This is a genomic window from Flavobacterium koreense, assembly GCF_054776075.1.
Genome location: NZ_BAAHCF010000032.1, coordinates 15,343 through 31,803, shown reverse-complemented (window position 1 = coordinate 31,803; position 16,461 = coordinate 15,343). Strand labels below are relative to the sequence as shown.

Sequence of the window (16,461 nt, the reverse complement as noted above, 5' to 3'; positions counted from 1 at the left end):
GAAAATGAAAAAATACTTTTACCTACTTTTATTTGTAAACGCAATCGTTTTTGCACAAATTCCAACAGGATATTACAATTCTGCAACTGGAACTGGTTACGCGCTAAAAACACAATTAAAAACAAGAATAACAACTGGTCACGTAGATCAAGGTTATGGTTCAATTTGGGGATTGTACACGCAATCTGCTTTTAGAGATAACTACTATGAGAATAATGGAAGTCTTTTGGACATGTATTCAGAAAAACCAAGCGGATTAGATTCTTATGAATATACTAATACATCGCAACAATGTGGTTCTTATGGTGCAGAAGGAGATTGTTACAATAGAGAACATCTTGTGCCACAATCTTACTTTGATAGCTTTCAAGTAGATCCAATGAAAAATGACCCATTTCACGTAGTTCCATCTGATGGAAAAGTAAATGGCGATAGAAATAACTTACCTTTTGGTGTTGTAGCATCTGGGACTTATCTATCTTCTAATGGTTCTAAAAGAGGTAACAACACAGTAAATGGTTTTTCAAACTACTCAGGAACTGTTTTTGAACCAATTGACGAATTCAAAGGTGATATTGCAAGAGCTTACTTTTATTTTGCTACTCGTTATGAAGACTTTATGGATGACTTCTATAGTGCAGCCAATGCAAGTACATGTCAAGCAAAAAACATGTTTGATGGTTCAATTAATAAAGTATTTAATGATAATTTTATTTTATTGTTGATTAAATGGCATTTACAAGACCCAGTTTCTCCTAAAGAAATAGCTCAAAATAATGCTATCTACAATTATCAAGGGAATAGAAATCCTTACATCGATCATCCTGAATATGTGTGCTCCATTTGGAGTGCTCAATGTGCAACTGTAAATGCGCTTTCAAGAGATTCATTTGAGTTATTATCAAACATAACTGTTTATCCAAATCCTTCTAACGAACAAAAAATTAATATTACAAGTGCTGTTTCAATTGAAACTATCGAACTTATAAATATTAACGGACAAATTATAAATGAAGTGAAAAATCCAATTTTTGAAAGCAATACTTTCACTATGGAAAATTTACCTCAAGGATTTTATTTCCTAAAATTAACTTCAGGAAATCAATCTGTTACTAAGAAAGTTATTATAAACTAATAAGTTTCAACCCCATAAAAAAAAGACCTTTAGAATTAACTAAAGGTCTTTTTTTTATTCTTCTTCCTCAGAGGCATTTGATTTGGAATAGTTTCTCCATTTTTCAATACAATCAGCCATATCTTTCGGTATTTCTGTATCAAATCGCATCATTTTACCAGTCTTTGGATGAATGAAACCAAGTGTTTTAGCATGAAGTGCTTGTCTTGGTAATGTTTTAAAACAATTGTCTATAAACTGTTTGTATTTAGTAAAAGTGGTTCCTTTCAAAATAAGATTTCCACCATAACGTTCATCATTAAATAAAGTATGACCAATGTGTTTCATGTGCACACGAATCTGATGTGTACGACCTGTTTCTAATTTACATGAAACTAAAGTAACATAACCAAATCGCTCTAAAACTTTATAATGAGTAACCGCATGCTTTCCTATTTCTGGATCAGCAAAAACAGCCATTTGCATTCTATCTCTAACGTGACGTGCTATATTTCCTGTTACGGTTCCTTCCTCCTCTTTTACATTTCCCCAAACAAGCGCTATGTATTCTCTTTCAGAAGTTTTATCTTCAAATTGCTTTGCCAAATGCGTCATAGCAGCTTCAGTCTTGGCAACAACCAAAAGTCCCGAAGTATCTTTGTCAATTCGATGCACCAATCCTGGGCGTTCTGAACTGTTTAAAGGTAAATTTTCAAAATGAAAAGCCAAGGCATTTACCAAAGTTCCTGTGTAATTTCCGTGACCTGGATGTACAACAAAATTTGGCGGTTTATTAATCACTAATAAAGCGTCGTCTTCATAAACTATATCTAAAGGAATGTCTTCTGGATCTACCCTATTTTCAAATGGCGGATGCGCTAATAAAATTCTAATTACATCAAGTGGTTTTACTTTATAATTAGACTTTACTGGAACGTCATTTACATAAATATCGCCATTGGAAGCCGCATTTTGAATCTTGTTTCTGGTGGCATTCGGAACCATCAACATCAAGTACTTGTCAATTCTTAAAAATGCTTGACCTTTAGGAACGTCAAACCTGTAATGCTCAAAAAGTTCTTCTTCAGGTTCTTGTAAGTCACTATTATTGTTCATTCGGAATGGTATCTATTGGAGTTTCAGTTTCGGTAATTGAATCTAACTCTGTTTCATCAAAAACTACTTTCCCATCACCAAGAACTAAATCTATTTTTGTAGCTTTATATACTTTCTTTCCTGGTTTAATTTTCTCGCCATTAATCCACATTTCAAGAACCATATCTTTACCAATATAAGGTACATATCTAATAGTTCCTTCTTGTAATCCAAGTGCTTTTAATGTTGGAACTGCTTGTCTATAAGTCTTTTCTATTAAATCTGGAACAGCAACCATTTTGAAAGTTGAGGCATTTAATTTTATGTAAATGGTTCTTCCTCCTTTTACCTTAGAACCAGCTGTAGGTTCTTGTTGCACCACTGTAAGTTTAGGAAATTGTGGTTGATAATCAACTGTATCAATAATTTGGTAATCCAAATCTAATTCGTCTAATTTTTCTTCTACTTGTTCTGGATTTAATTTTGCCAAATTGGGAACTGTAATTTCCTCACCATGATTAGTAATAAAAGTGATCCAATGAAAAAACAAATAAGCCAAAACTGCTATTATTGCTAATGCTGCCAGACCTTGAGCAAAAAACACACGACTAGTAAGATATTTACGTAAACTCATAAATAAAATTTATTTATCGCAAAGATATAATTTTTAGTTTCAACAATTGTGCTAAATTTGTATTGTATTTAAAATAAAATCAAATGAACGTAGCCGTTGTTATGGGTGGATATTCGGATGAATCTGTAATATCTTTAAGAAGTGGTCAATTAATCTTAAACAATTTAGACAAATCAAAATACCAAGTATTTGAAGTTCACATCCTTTTGAACGATTGGTATTGCCTAATTGACGGAACAAAATACCCAATAAACAAAGCTGATTTTTCATTCACTAAAGACAACCAAACCATCAAATTTGATGTGATATCCAATACCATTCACGGAACTCCAGGCGAAGATGGACACATGCAAGCCTACTGGGAATTACTAGAAATTCCGTACACAGGTTGTGGATTTTACCAATCGAGTTTGACTTTTAACAAACGTGATACGCTTTCGGTGTTATCAAAATTTAATATCCCAAAAGCCAATTCTATTTATTTATCAAAAGGTGATGCTATTGATGGAAACGAAGTGGCTCAAGAATTAGGTTTGCCGTTCTTTGTAAAACCCAATCAATCTGGAAGTTCACTTGGCGTTTCCAAAGTAAATTCGCTAGAAGATTTTGATAAAGCGTTAGCCTTTGCTTTCGCAGAAGACAATGATATTTTGATTGAATCGTATCTAAAAGGAAGAGAAGTTTCGGTTGGCGTTATCAAATATAAAGGTGAAACCAAAGTGATGGGAATCACCGAAATTTTATCTGAAAATGATTTCTTCGATTATGAAGCCAAATATTTAGGCAAATCAGAAGAAGTTACGCCAGCAAATCTTTCAGAAGAAATTAAAAATAGTGTTGAAGAAACGGCTAAAAAAGTGTATGAAGCACTTGGAATGTCAGGTTTTTCAAGAACTGATTTTATCATTATGAATGACGTTCCGCATTTTATCGAAATCAATACCAATCCGGGTTTATCACCACAAAGTATTTTTCCACAACAAGCGGCTTACTCGAATATGCCTATGAGTGATTTGCTAGATAACGAAATTAGTTTAGCTTTACAGAGAAAACTAATTTGGAAGAAATAAAACAGTTGTCAGTTGTCGGTTATCAGTTCTCTGTTAACTGTTAACTCACAACCGACAACCGACAACCGACAACCAATAAAAAAACTAACCAAAACCAAAAACTATGATTTTTTACGGAACAAAAGCAAGCAACATCAAAAACGGACAAGTAATCAATGTAGATTGTCCTCATTGTGAAACCAATACTTCAATGAATTACGCCGTTTTCGGTAAGTATGCTCACGTATATTGGATTCCGTTTTTTCCAATTGGGAAAACAACTGTTGCTGAATGTAATAATTGCAAAAGAACCTTTGAATACAGTGAATTACCGCAACCTATCCAAACAAAATTAGACAGAGAGAAAGAAAAAGATGGTGCAAAAACTCCAATTTGGATGTTTTCAGGATTGGGAATTGTTGCTGTTTTAGTTGCCATTGGAATTTACAGTTCTGGTGAAACAGAGAAAAAAGAAGCAGAATACCTAAAAGCTCCAAAAGCTGGTGATGTTTATGAAATGAAAATTGACAACGGTCATTACAGCACTGCAAGAGTTGATAAAGTAGATAAAGACAGTGTATATGTAACCTTCAACGATTATGAAACCGACAAATCATCAGGTATAAATGATATCGATGTTGAAAAAAATTACTCTATTTTCAGAGGTTCCTACACAAGACAAATGATTCAAGATCTTTATAAAAAAGACACCATTTTTGCAATAAATAGAGATTAATTTCACTTAAATATATTTTAATAAATTTCAGTAAAAGAGATACTGAAATAAATTCAGTATAAAATGAAAAAAGCCATATTTCCAGGTTCATTTGATCCTATTACAAATGGTCATTACGACATTATTAAAAGAGGCATTTCGCTGTTTGATGAAGTCATTGTAGCCATTGGAATCAATGCCGAAAAAAAATACATGTTTTCTCTTGAAGACCGAAAACGCTTTATCGAAGAAGCTTTTAAAGACGAACCCAAAGTAAAAGTAATCACGTACGAAGGTTTGACGATTGATTTATGCCGAAAAGAAAAAGCCGAATTCATCTTACGTGGCTTGCGAAATCCTGCCGATTTTGAATTTGAAAAAGCCATTGCCCACACCAACAGAAGATTGTCTAAAATTGAAACCGTGTTCTTATTAACCGCATCCAAAACCTCTTACATTTCCTCAAGTATTGTACGCGATGTATTGCGAAATGGTGGCGATTATACGGTTTTAGTACCCGATTCTGTGAGGATTTAAACAGATTGCAGATTACAAAATACTATTTAAAAAGCTAAAAGTTAGAACTAATTTTTAGCTTTTTTTTATGGAATGAGGGAAACCGTAATTATTGTTGTAAGTATTTTTATATATTTACGATTAATTACAAACGCTTACAAATAATTGTAAATGTTTGTTTGTGGCGCATATATACAAGTTAGCAACAATTTTACGCAAAATAACGAATATGAAGAAAACTAAATGGTTAATTTACACAGTATTAATTGGTTTAATTCCTTTTTTGATAAGGTCTTTTATTGCACTAATTGACAAAACTGCAACTTTAGATTATTGGTTAAATGAAACTGATTTTATAGTGTTAGGATTAGTTTTGAATTTGACAAATATTAACGAATTAGAAGATAGAACTTTTACAGATATGCTATGGAAAACAAAGAAAATAGGTTTTTCTATAATATCAATTGCGTTCTTTTCAGCAATTTTAGCAATAGTTACATATACTGACTTCAAGAAGAATCCAGACTTAGACAGAATTATTTTAAAGGGCTGTTCAATTTCTTTGGCTGTTGTTTCTTTTATTTTTAGTTACTCAATTTATAACCGATTAAATACTTTAGAAAAATGATAAATATAATATTAATATTAACAACTATTATTTCTATCGTTGGACTTTTCCTATCAATACAAACTATCGTAGAAACTAGAAATAAATATTATAATGAATATTTGGAAAGAAAGAGAAAGTTTATAACTGACAAAAACAAATCCAAAGGTTACCTAGTTGAAAAAGAAAATAATATTAACCAAGATAATTCAAAAACAAATAAAAAATGAAAAAATTACGTTCTTTCATATATTTAGATAATTATAAGATGTATTCAATTTCTTCACAACTATTTGAAGGTTTAACAGAATATATTGTTAAATCTGAAACAACGAATACTAAAGAAGCGGAAACACAAAAAGGACCAATTGGAAGTGGAAAAGTTTTGGGTGATATTATTGAAAAAGATATTAATCAAACAGAGAAAAAATTCCTTCACGATTTCTCATATAATTTGTTTGAAGAAACATTAATCAATGAAAATAGAGTTTTAGAATTAAATAAATCAAATATAAAAGAAAGTATCGGCAAAATTTCAGATTATAGTTTTGTAAAAATTTCAGGTAATGTGATATTCAATGATTTGAAAATAATGGAGGATACTATTAAAAACTTTAATCAAATCGGTGAGGCTTTTGGTTATATCACTCAAAAAGCTGCATTTGACGAGCAAGTTAAAGTAATTAAAGATACTTTGAAAACAATTACAGATAGAAATCAAAAAGCTAAAGCAAATTCAATGGTGAAATCTCAAACAGATTTTAAAAAATTTCTATTAGAGCAAGGATTAAATATGGATGATGAATTTTTAAAAAATTTAGCTTTTGTTTTAGATTACGGATATAATCAACAATTTGAAGTTCAAATTCCTATAATATCAGAAAATGAAATGCTTCAACTTTTTAGTGCTCAATTAAAAAGAGAAAATTTAAAAGAAGACGAATATTCAATAATAAAAAAATATTCTCGAGAAACTGAAAAAGAATTCAAACTTTTTGGTATTTTAACTCAAAAACTTACTGCGGAAAGTAAAAAACAAATCTTTGAACAATTTAAACCAAAACAAATAGAAGGTGTAGAATTAAATATGAAAGAAGCTATGATGAATATGGTTTCAAGTTTAACTAATTTAGAAACAACTTTTACAGGAAAACTGAATTACGAATATGTAATTGACCCAATTGCACTTTATATTGAAATATAAAAAACTACCTACAACAGCCTTTTAAAGAAATGGTAAAACATGTGACTTATTTGAAATGCAAAAAAAGTTTTTAGTTCAAAGTTTTGGTCATATTTGTGTAGGCTTGGTATTGGATTCATCTCCACTTCTTGAAGTCGTGAAACCTTGTTAAAAGTTATATAAACACCTTAATATCATAAAAATGAAACTTAATTTAAAATTTATCTACATATTTATCTTAATTTCTACATTAAGCTTTGCCCAGAATGAAAATGATAATCTATTTAAAACAGATGAAATAGCAATTGTAATCAAAAATGATTCTATAAATCTTGATGAATTTAAAGGTTTAATTCTAATTCCTGCTGGAGTTCAATTCAGACAATATTTTGAAACCATAAAATATTTTGACAAGTTCCAAACATTTAAAGAATTCGAAAAAGAAATTAAAAAATCAGAATTCAAAAAAGAAGTTGGAGATTTTTATGGAAAAGATGGTCTAATCAATGCTTATACAAAATACAAAAAATTTCTTTGTCTATTCATATCAGAAGAAAAAGATAATATTGTTAAAATGAGTTTGTACAAACCAGACACTAAAGAAATATTCACCGTCACAGGAAAATCAAAAACAAATTACATTGGTATAAGTGCGGGAACCACACATGTTTCAGATGAAACATATAAATCAATGTTAAATGAATTAGTTAAATATATAAAAGCAAATTCTGAAACATATTAGAAGTTAAACCTTCAGCTATAAGTGGTTTTTCAATAATTTAAATGCATTAGTTTCATACCGTTTTTTACTTGAAATTAAAAGTAATAAATCGTCTCAAATGTTGTAATCTACTGTACATTAACTCAATTAAAAAGCTATCTATGAAAAACATTTTTGTCAAATTAAAAAATGATACTGTAGAAATCAATCACATTCGTGAAATGATTGAAGAATTAGAAAAAGAAAAAATCATATACAAAAATTGGTTTGCTCGTCCAGGGCTAAAAGAAAAAAATACTGACTTTGTATCTAGATTATATATTGGCCAATCCTATGATAAAAATCAATTTGATCTTGTCGAAAACGGTTGGATAAATGATCATTGCGAAATTTGTTTTATGATAATTGGTGAAGAAGAAAGTAAATATGTTGAAACTTCTGGCTATTTCGATGGTTCTGATTGGGTATGTAAATCCTGTTTCGAAGAACTTGTAATGACAGAAGATTTAGAAAAAAAACTAAGTGAATTAGAAAAGTTTGAAGAATAAAAACTCCTACTCCTCTTTCTTTACAACCTTCCTAGCAACTTCAATTTTAAACTTCTTTCCTTTCATTTTTTCATCGCGAATGTTAGAAAGAAATTGTTTTACTTTATTCGCTTTTACGGCTGCAAACGAAATGAAATCTTTTACTTCAATCAAACCTAAATCACCTTTTTCTAGTTTTCCTTTTTGAGAAAAGAAACCTACAATGTCAATTTTATTCAATTTGTTTTTCTTTCCGCCACTTACATAAATCGTTTGAAATTCGGGTGGTTTTGGTAACGTTGTTGCGTTTTCTACATTTAAAACAGGCATTTTATAATCTAAATACTCCATTTTTTTCTCACTTTCGTGCGCAATAATGTACGCCGTTCCAGAAGCTAACATTCTTGCCGTACGACCATTTCTATGGGTAAATTCGTCTTCTTTTAACGGTAAATGATAATGAATCACGTGTTTCATTTCGGGAATGTCTAATCCGCGCGCTGCTAAATCGGTCGTGATTAAATAACTCACACTTCCGTTTCTAAACTGAATTAAAGCACGTTCGCGTTCGTCTTGATCCATGCCACCATGATAATACGTCGAATAAATTCCTTTTTCGTTCAAGGTGTCGCTAATGCGTTCGGCAGCATCACGATGGTTGCAAAAGATAATCGCCGCTTCCGATTTTAAAGAACAAAGCAAATTGAATAGCGCATTGATTTTGTCTTTTTCTTTAGAAACGACCATCTTCAAACTCAAATTGCTACTCGAATCTTCCGTTGGAATAAAATCCAAAACCGTTGGCTGCAAAACTCGTGTGTATTTCGGAATTTCAATATCGGAAGTCGCCGAAACCAAAACGCGTTTGTTCAACTTGTTCAATCTTGAAATGATAAAACTCATTTGCTCATGAAAACCCAATTGCAGCGATTTATCAAATTCATCCAAAACCAAGGTCTGAATCGCATCCACAGCAAAAGTTCCTCTGTCCAAATGATCGGCAATTCGACCTGGCGTTCCAATTAAAATCGCCGGTGGATTTGATAAATTCTTAATTTCTGTTTCTATAGAATGTCCACCATAACAAACATTTACTTTGTAATCGGTGCCCATTTTTTTCCAAACTTGCTCAATCTGCAAACCCAATTCACGCGATGGAACTAAAATTAAACATTGAACGTCTTTGCAAGTATCGTCCAACATTTGAAAAATGGGCAATAAAAAAGCTAGCGTTTTTCCAGAACCTGTAGGTGAAAGTAATAAAACATTGGCGTCGTTCAAGATGGTTTCCTGAGCAACAACTTGCATTTCGTTTAATTCCTCAATACCTAAATTGAGATGAACATTATTGGAATGTGGATTTTTATTCATTTGGCAAAGATAAAGCCAATTATGAATTAATAATTATGAATTACGAAATACTAGTTGGAAAAAGTTAATTACTTTTGAAAATCTAAAAAAATTACACTCATGCGTTTTATAAAAATTGCTTTCCTCCTATTTACAACGGTTATTTTGGCTCAAGATAATTCGAAATACACTACCTATTTTGAAAAAGGAAATGGCAATCAAAGTGCTGATTATGAAGAAATACTTCGTTATTATGAGCAATTGGATTTGGATTTTGAAAACATTCAAGTTTTAAATATGGGTGAAACCGATAGTGGCGAACGCTTGCAAGTAGTAATTTTTAATCCTGATAAAGAATTTGATTTAAATTATGCATCTTCCGAAAAAAGCATCCTATTAATCAATAACGGAATTCACGCCGGCGAACCTGACGGAATTGATGCGACCATGCAATTGTACCGCGATTTGGCTTTAGGAAAAATTAAAGTGCCAAAGAATGTGATTGTGGTTGCGATTCCGGTGTATAATATTGGTGGTTGTTTGAATAGAAATTCGACAACACGCGTCAATCAAGATGGTCCAGAGGAATATGGTTTTCGTGGCAATGCTCGAAACTTTGATTTGAACAGAGATTTCATCAAATCGGATACCAAAAACACGCATAGTTTTTATAAAATATTCCAAGAATTTAATCCCGATATTTTTATAGACAATCATGTGAGCAATGGCGCAGATTATCAATATACGTTGACCTACATCATGACCGAACCTAAAAAATTAGGAACTGCTTTAGGCGATTACATGAAAAACGAATTGACGCCATCGATTGTAAAAGATTTACAGCAAAAAAAGATAGAAACAACACCTTATGTAAACGTTTGGCATGGCACACCAGACGAAGGTTTTCAACAGTTTTTTGAAAGTCCGAGGTATGCTACAGGTTATACTTCTTTGTTTAATACGATTGGTTTTGTGGTAGAAACGCACATGTTGAAAAACTACGCCAGTCGTGTGAAAGCTACTTATGAGTTTATGGTTTCCACAATAAATTTTGCCGATAAAAATTATAAAATTATAAAATCCAAACGATTAGAAAATCAAAAACAATTTCAAGCTAAAAGTGAATATACTATTAAATGGGAAATTGATACGACCAAAATTACCAAAATTCCGTTTCTTGGTTACGAAGGAAAATACAAAAAAAGTGATGTAACTTCAGGCAAACGATTGTATTACGACCGAAAACTTCCGTTTACAAAGTACATTCCTTTCATGGCTGATTTTAAATCGGTTCAAACTGTAAAAATTCCGGATGCTTATATTATTCCGCAAGGTTTTTGGCCTGTAATCGATCGTTTGAAAGAAAACAAATTAGAATTCAGAAGATTAAAAACCGATACAATAATTGAAGTAGAAAGTTATAGAATTGCCGATTATAAAACTGCGAAAAATGCTTACGAAGGTCATTATCCGCACAACAGTACAAAAATTGTAAGTTCTAAAATAAAGATGAATTTTAGAAAAGGTGATTATTTGTTCAAAACCGACCAAATGGGAGTTAAATTTCTAGTAGAAACCTTAGAACCAGAAGCAATGGATAGTTTTTTCAATTGGAACTTTTTTGACACTTTGTTACAACAAAAAGAAGGTTATTCCGATTATGTTTTTGAAGATTTAGCAAATGACTATTTGAACAAAAATCCAGAATTGCGAGCGAAATTAGAACAAAAGAAATTAGAAGATAAAGCCTTCGCAGAAAACCCAGAAGCGCAATTAGATTGGGTTCATAAAAACTCTATTTATTACGAAAAAGTGCATTTGCAATATCCAGTTTATAGGATAATGGAGTAACTATTTTAACATACTTTCTTCTTCAAACAACAATTTGATATTTTCGTAAGAGTTTTTCAAAGCCTCTTGTACATCTTCGGGTTTTAACCAAACGGCTTTTTTAATTCCTTCTTCTTTTTGAGGTGTTAATTTGTCTTCAAAGTCGGTTCTCATTTCAAACCAACTAGTAATCTTTAGTCGGTAAACACCATTACGTTTAAAAACATGATACGTTTTTTGAAGTTTTTTAGTGATTTTCAAACCTTGAACACCAGTTTCTTCTTCCACTTCTCTTATCGAGCAATCCTCAATTTCTTCACCTTTATCGCAACCGCCTTTTGGCAAATCCCATTTTCCGTTTCTAAAAATGAATAAAACTTCACCATTTTTGTTGTAAACCAAACCGCCACCAGCTTTTTTTACAGGGATTTTTTCCTTTACTTTTTTCAGAATTTCCTTTTCGTCAGGATAATACAAATAAGCTTTATTAATCTTATTGTTGAACATCTTTACAATAAGCTGTTCAATGTCAACACTTTCAAGTAAGAACAATTGAAAGTCGGTTTCCTTTGCGACTTCATTTGTCAAAAAAAGTGGTTTATCGTTCACAAAAACTTTATACATTTGCAGTATGATTTTTAATAAAGAAACAGCCGAAAAAACAGCCGAATTGCTTTTACAAATAAATGCAATTAAATTGAATCCGTCAAATCCTTTTAAGTGGGCTTCGGGTTGGAACTCACCTATTTATTGCGACAATCGTCTAACGCTTTCATTTCCAGCGATTAGAAATTACATTCGCGATGAATTTTCTAAGCAAATTGAAGAAATTTATGGTAAACCAGATGTCATTGCAGGTGTTGCAACCGGCGCAATTGGCATTGGCATACTTGTTGCAGAAGAATTAGGACTGCCATTTGTGTACGTTAGACCAGAGCCAAAAAAGCATGGAAGACAAAATCAAGTGGAAGGTTTTTTACAAAAAGGTCAGAATGTTGTTGTAGTGGAAGATTTAATTTCGACAGGAAATAGTAGTTTGCTAGCCGTTGAAGCTTTGAAAGAAGCCGGTGCCAATGTAAAAGGAATGTTAGCTATTTTCTCTTACGGATTTGATGTTGCCGAAGAAAACTTCAAAAATGCAAATGTAAATTTGAATACATTAAGCAATTACGAACATCTTTTAGAACTAGCTGTAGAAAAACAATACATTACAGAAGAAGAACAAAAAACATTACAAGAATGGCGTAAAAGTCCATCGACTTGGAATGTTTAACAATATAAAAATGATTTTTAAAAAAACTATTTTAATTGCCTTATTATCACTTTTACTTACAAGTTGTTCAACTAGTTTAGTTAATTTTACCTCTCTTAGTAATAGAGAAACAACAATTACTAATCAAGTTGGTGTAAGAGTTAGTGGAAGTGCTAAAGTGTTTTTAAAAAGTAAAAAAGAAGCTATAGACGAAGCAATTGAAAATGCTCTAAAATCCGCTGGTGAAGGATATGACATTCTAATAAATGGTACCATTAAAATTAAAATGCATTTATTTTACACTGAATATATTGTTGAAGGAACCGCTATAAAATCAAAAGATACTATTAAATAAAAATATATAATGAACTTAGAAAGTCCAAAAGTTACTGTAGAAAAATCGGCTGAGTATTTATACACTCAATTATCTGATGTGAAAAATTTTGAAAAATTAATGCCTGAGAACATCGCTAAATTTGAAGTTCTTGGTGATGATATTTTCAACTTTGGTTTAAAAGGTATGCCAGAAATCAAATTACGTTTGAAAGAAGGCGTTCCACATTCTAAAGTTAATCTTGCTGCGGCAAGTGACAAACTTCCGTTTACATTAGTGGCGAGTATTGATGCCATTTCTGAAAATTCTAGTGAAGTTAAATTAGATTTTGAAGGTGATTTCAACCCAATGATGGCGATGATGATTAAAGGTCCGATTTCAAAATTTATTGAGACTTTGGCTGAGAATATGCACAAGTTGTAAAGAATAGATTCCAACGGAATACAAAATAGAAAAACCTCGTATCTAATTCGGTACGAGGTTTTTCATTTTTAAAGAATCTATTTTAAAACTAAACTAATTCTTCTTGATTACTAAATTCTGAAATCAATGTTCTTTGTAAATCAAAAGGCACAGCTTCATAATGATCAAATTTCATATTAAATCTTGCTCTTCCTTGTGTTAGCGAACGTAAATCGTTACTAAATTCGTGCATTTCTGCATAAGGAATTTGTGCTTTTATAATTGAGAATTGTCCTTCGGCATCCATTCCTTCAACAACAGCTCTGTGCGATTGAATAGTACTCATTATAGAACCTGTAACTTCTTCAGGAGCATGAATCTCAACATAATAAAATGGTTCTAATAATTGTGGATCAGCATTGTGAAAATTTTCTTTAAATGCCATCATTCCAGCCAATTTAAACGATAAATCATTACTGTCAACAGTGTGCATTTTTCCATCATAAACGATAACTCTCACATCACGAACGTAAGAACCTGTAAGCGGACCTTCGTGCATTTTCTCCATAATTCCTTTCATAATGGATGGATGAAAACGAGTATCAATGGCACCACCAACGACACAATTGTAATATACTAATTTTCCACCCCAAGGTAAATCGTGTTCTTCTTTTCCACGAATATTGTAACCTGTTGGCTCTTCAATTCCTTCATACCAAGGTTCAATTTTCATAGAAACTTCAGCAAATTGTCCGTTTCCACCAGATTGTTTTTTATGTCTGTAAACCGTATCCGCACTTTTACGAATGGTTTCTCTATAAGGTATTTTTGGTGTCTTAAAATCAACCGATAGTTTGTAGGCATTTTCCAATTTCCATTTGATGATTGCCAAATGTAACTCACCATGACAATGTAATAAGGTTTGTTTTAATTCTGGAGAAACTTCAACTTTTATAGTTGGATCTTCTTCTACTAATTGATGTAATGCCATCGACAATTTTTCTTCTTCACCTTTTTTAGTTCCTTCAACAGCAATAGTTAACGTTGGATTTGGAAACTGAATCGGAACAATCTCAATGTGTTTTCCTTTTTCGTGAAGCGTATTATTGGTATGTGTATTTTTTAATTTTAAAGTAGCGCCAATATCACCAGCAACCAATTCTTGAACAGGAGTTCTTTTACTTCCTTCTACTTCATAAAGCTGATTGATTCTTTCAATTTGATCGGTGTTTTCATTGGTTAATTCATCACCAACTTTAATTTTTCCAGAGAGCACTTTAAAGAAACTCAAATCGCCAACATGAGGTTCTGATAAGGTTTTATAAACGAAAATTGAGGTAGATTCGTTTTCGTCGCAAGTAATTTCTTTACCGTCGACTGTTTTTTGTTTAGGCATCTCGTAAGCCGATGGACAAACATTATCAATAAATCCCATAATTCTTCCGCTTCCCATATTCTTTTTGGCAGAAACACAAAAAATTGGAAAAATCTCATGTTTTATCAATGAATGATGCAAACCTAACTTCATTTCATCTTCGTCTAATTCGCCTTTTTCGAAATAACGTTCCATCAATGTTTCGTCATTTCCTGCAATCGTTTCAATTAATTCTTGATGCAATTGGTTGGCTTTTTCTTTTTCAGAATCAGGAATAGGAAGCTTTTCAGGTTTTCCTCCATCTTGCGGATATTTGTATAAAACCATGTTTAAAACATCAATGATAGCATCAAATTTTTCACCTTGATTCATTGGATATTGAACCACAACTACATTATTTCCAAAGTGAGCTTTAGCTTCATTTACCGTTCTATCGTAATCTGATTTTTCGTTATCTAAATGATTAACTGCCAAAAGCATAGGAAGTTTGTAATCATTAGTATAATCCCAAATAATATCGGTTCCAACTTCTACACCCATTGCCGAATTTAATAACATCAATCCGCAATCGGCAACTCGCATTGCTCCTATTATTTCACCTGCAAAATCGTCATATCCAGGTGTATCTAAAAGATTGATTTTATATCCTTTCCATTTCGTATTTACTAATTTTGAAAAGAATGTTTTTCCTTTTTCATGTTCAATTTCAGTATAATCTGAAACGGTATTTTTATCAAGAATGGTTCCACGACGATTGATTAATCCAGCTTCAAAAAGCATTGATTCTACCAAAGTCGTTTTACCACTACCCGTGTGTCCAACTAAAACAACATTTTTTATGTGTTTAATATCAAAATTTGCCATAATTACTCGGTTTAGTTATAAATTAATTATACTACCAAATTTCGGAATAGTATAGGAATAACTAAATGATATAAATCATGTTATTGACATTTTTGGAAAGTCGTTTTTTTAATTAAAAAAGCATTTGAATTTCTTTTACACCAAAAGTTTTTATAGAGTCGTCGTTAAGAAGTACTTCCAACCTACCTTCATAATTTACGCCTTGAATGATTCCCATAAATTGATTATTTTCATTGTCTGAAAAAGCAATGGGCGTGTTTAATTTGAAAAGATTTTTGTGATACTCATTCCACAGAAAATCATGTTGATTGGAAAGTAATAAACTGCAATGTTTTTTTATTTGAAAAAATAATTTTTCTAAAACCTCATTTAAATCAAATTCTTTCCCTTTTAGTAAGTATAATGAAGACGCTTTTGGCAAATTATCAAAGTTGATTTGATTGACATTTAATCCGATTCCAATTATAGATTCTATTTTATTGTCAGATTTGAAGCTGTTTTCTATTAAAATGCCTCCTATTTTTTTGTTTTCTGCCATAATGTCGTTTGGCCATTTAATAGAAAGTTTTGGCAAGTTTAAGGGTTCTAAAGCTTTAATTACTGAGAGTGCAACAGCAACATTCAAATGAAATATTTCATCAATATCTTTCAACACTTCTTTAACCAAGATACTCATAATTAAGTTTTTACCACTTTCTGTTTCCCATGTCGCACCCATTTGGCCTTTACCTTTTGTTTGGTTCTTGGCAGTTACAACGGTAAAGTTTTCTACGATTTGACTTCTTGACATTTCTTTCAAAAAATCGTTTGTAGAATCTATGGCATCGAGTTTGATTAAGTTCATAGGAATTATTTTGATAAAACAGAGTTTAAACTTATGTTAAGCATCAAAA

18 protein-coding genes are annotated in these 16,461 nt (G+C 31.6%); 12 read left to right on the top strand and 6 right to left on the bottom strand.

Going from position 1 to position 16,461, the window contains the following annotated elements:
• Positions 1-4: 4 nt before the first annotated feature.
• A complete protein-coding gene (locus tag ACYU7A_RS11720) occupies positions 5-1,135 on the top strand; it encodes an endonuclease (RefSeq protein WP_460576762.1) in 1,131 nt (376 codons plus the stop codon).
• A 54-nt stretch (positions 1,136-1,189) separates the two neighbouring features.
• Here ACYU7A_RS11720 and ACYU7A_RS11715 read toward each other — a convergent pair whose 3' ends face one another.
• A complete protein-coding gene (locus ACYU7A_RS11715) occupies positions 1,190-2,230 on the bottom strand; it encodes an RluA family pseudouridine synthase (RefSeq protein WP_460576760.1) in 1,041 nt (346 codons plus the stop codon).
• Positions 2,220-2,843: a PASTA domain-containing protein gene (locus ACYU7A_RS11710; RefSeq protein WP_345091244.1), complete on the bottom strand. Its 624-nt coding sequence runs from the start codon at positions 2,841-2,843 to the stop codon at positions 2,220-2,222. The genes ACYU7A_RS11715 and ACYU7A_RS11710 overlap by 11 nt, the downstream gene beginning before the upstream one ends.
• Before the next feature lie 83 nt (positions 2,844-2,926).
• Between ACYU7A_RS11710 and ACYU7A_RS11705 the strand changes: the two genes are divergently transcribed.
• From ACYU7A_RS11705 to ACYU7A_RS11675, 7 genes are all read left to right on the top strand, one after another.
• Positions 2,927-3,913 carry a D-alanine--D-alanine ligase gene (locus ACYU7A_RS11705; protein ID WP_460576758.1) on the top strand — a complete coding sequence of 329 codons (987 nt, stop codon included), beginning with the start codon at positions 2,927-2,929 and terminating at the stop codon, positions 3,911-3,913.
• A 103-nt stretch (positions 3,914-4,016) separates the two neighbouring features.
• Positions 4,017-4,628, top strand: a complete 612-nt coding sequence (locus ACYU7A_RS11700; protein WP_460576756.1) for a zinc-ribbon domain-containing protein — start codon at positions 4,017-4,019, stop codon at positions 4,626-4,628.
• Between the two features lie 63 nt (positions 4,629-4,691).
• Positions 4,692-5,144, top strand: coding sequence for a pantetheine-phosphate adenylyltransferase (gene coaD / locus ACYU7A_RS11695; RefSeq protein WP_298141470.1), 453 nt, complete (start codon positions 4,692-4,694; stop codon positions 5,142-5,144).
• 208 nt (positions 5,145-5,352) lie between these two features.
• The gene (locus ACYU7A_RS11690) at positions 5,353-5,751 is read left to right on the top strand and encodes a hypothetical protein (protein WP_460576754.1); all 399 of its coding nucleotides are present in this window, start codon (positions 5,353-5,355) and stop codon (positions 5,749-5,751) included.
• 205 nt (positions 5,752-5,956) lie between these two features.
• Positions 5,957-6,934 carry a DUF6414 family protein gene (locus tag ACYU7A_RS11685; protein ID WP_460576753.1) on the top strand — a complete coding sequence of 326 codons (978 nt, stop codon included), beginning with the start codon at positions 5,957-5,959 and terminating at the stop codon, positions 6,932-6,934.
• Positions 6,935-7,115: 181 nt separating this feature from the next.
• A complete protein-coding gene (locus ACYU7A_RS11680) occupies positions 7,116-7,655 on the top strand; it encodes a hypothetical protein (protein ID WP_460576751.1) in 540 nt (179 codons plus the stop codon).
• A 140-nt stretch (positions 7,656-7,795) separates the two neighbouring features.
• Complete coding sequence (locus ACYU7A_RS11675) at positions 7,796-8,182, top strand: hypothetical protein (RefSeq protein ID WP_460576749.1); 387 nt, start codon at positions 7,796-7,798, stop codon at positions 8,180-8,182.
• A gap of 6 nt (positions 8,183-8,188) precedes the next feature.
• Here ACYU7A_RS11675 and ACYU7A_RS11670 read toward each other — a convergent pair whose 3' ends face one another.
• On the bottom strand, positions 8,189-9,532 hold the full coding sequence (locus ACYU7A_RS11670) for a DEAD/DEAH box helicase (RefSeq protein ID WP_460576747.1): 1,344 nt from the start codon (positions 9,530-9,532) through the stop codon (positions 8,189-8,191).
• 99 nt (positions 9,533-9,631) lie between these two features.
• Here ACYU7A_RS11670 and ACYU7A_RS11665 point away from each other — a divergent pair, with 99 nt between their 5' ends.
• Positions 9,632-11,362 carry a M14 family metallopeptidase gene (locus ACYU7A_RS11665; RefSeq protein ID WP_460576745.1) on the top strand — a complete coding sequence of 577 codons (1,731 nt, stop codon included), beginning with the start codon at positions 9,632-9,634 and terminating at the stop codon, positions 11,360-11,362.
• On the opposite strand, the gene ACYU7A_RS11660 is transcribed toward ACYU7A_RS11665, so the two are convergent.
• Positions 11,363-11,965, bottom strand: a complete 603-nt coding sequence (locus tag ACYU7A_RS11660) for an NUDIX hydrolase (RefSeq protein WP_460576743.1) — start codon at positions 11,963-11,965, stop codon at positions 11,363-11,365.
• 7 nt (positions 11,966-11,972) lie between these two features.
• Between ACYU7A_RS11660 and pyrE the strand changes: the two genes are divergently transcribed.
• Genes pyrE through ACYU7A_RS11645 form a run of 3 tightly spaced genes read left to right on the top strand, consistent with a single transcriptional unit; the run spans position 11,973 to position 13,350 of the window.
• Positions 11,973-12,614, top strand: a complete 642-nt coding sequence (gene pyrE / locus ACYU7A_RS11655) for an orotate phosphoribosyltransferase (protein WP_460576741.1) — start codon at positions 11,973-11,975, stop codon at positions 12,612-12,614.
• Positions 12,615-12,624: 10 nt separating this feature from the next.
• A complete protein-coding gene (locus ACYU7A_RS11650; RefSeq protein ID WP_460576739.1) occupies positions 12,625-12,948 on the top strand; it encodes a hypothetical protein in 324 nt (107 codons plus the stop codon).
• Between the two features lie 9 nt (positions 12,949-12,957).
• Positions 12,958-13,350, top strand: coding sequence for an SRPBCC family protein (locus ACYU7A_RS11645; RefSeq protein WP_460576737.1), 393 nt, complete (start codon positions 12,958-12,960; stop codon positions 13,348-13,350).
• Between the two features lie 88 nt (positions 13,351-13,438).
• On the opposite strand, the gene ACYU7A_RS11640 is transcribed toward ACYU7A_RS11645, so the two are convergent.
• Both ACYU7A_RS11640 and ACYU7A_RS11635 read right to left on the bottom strand, forming a co-directional pair.
• Positions 13,439-15,568 (bottom strand): elongation factor G, encoded by a 2,130-nt coding sequence (locus ACYU7A_RS11640; RefSeq protein ID WP_460576735.1) that lies wholly within the window; start codon positions 15,566-15,568, stop codon positions 13,439-13,441.
• A 112-nt stretch (positions 15,569-15,680) separates the two neighbouring features.
• Entirely contained in the window at positions 15,681-16,412 is a 732-nt protein-coding gene (locus ACYU7A_RS11635; protein ID WP_460576733.1) for a biotin--[acetyl-CoA-carboxylase] ligase, read from the bottom strand.
• Between the last annotated feature and the right edge of the window lie 49 nt (positions 16,413-16,461).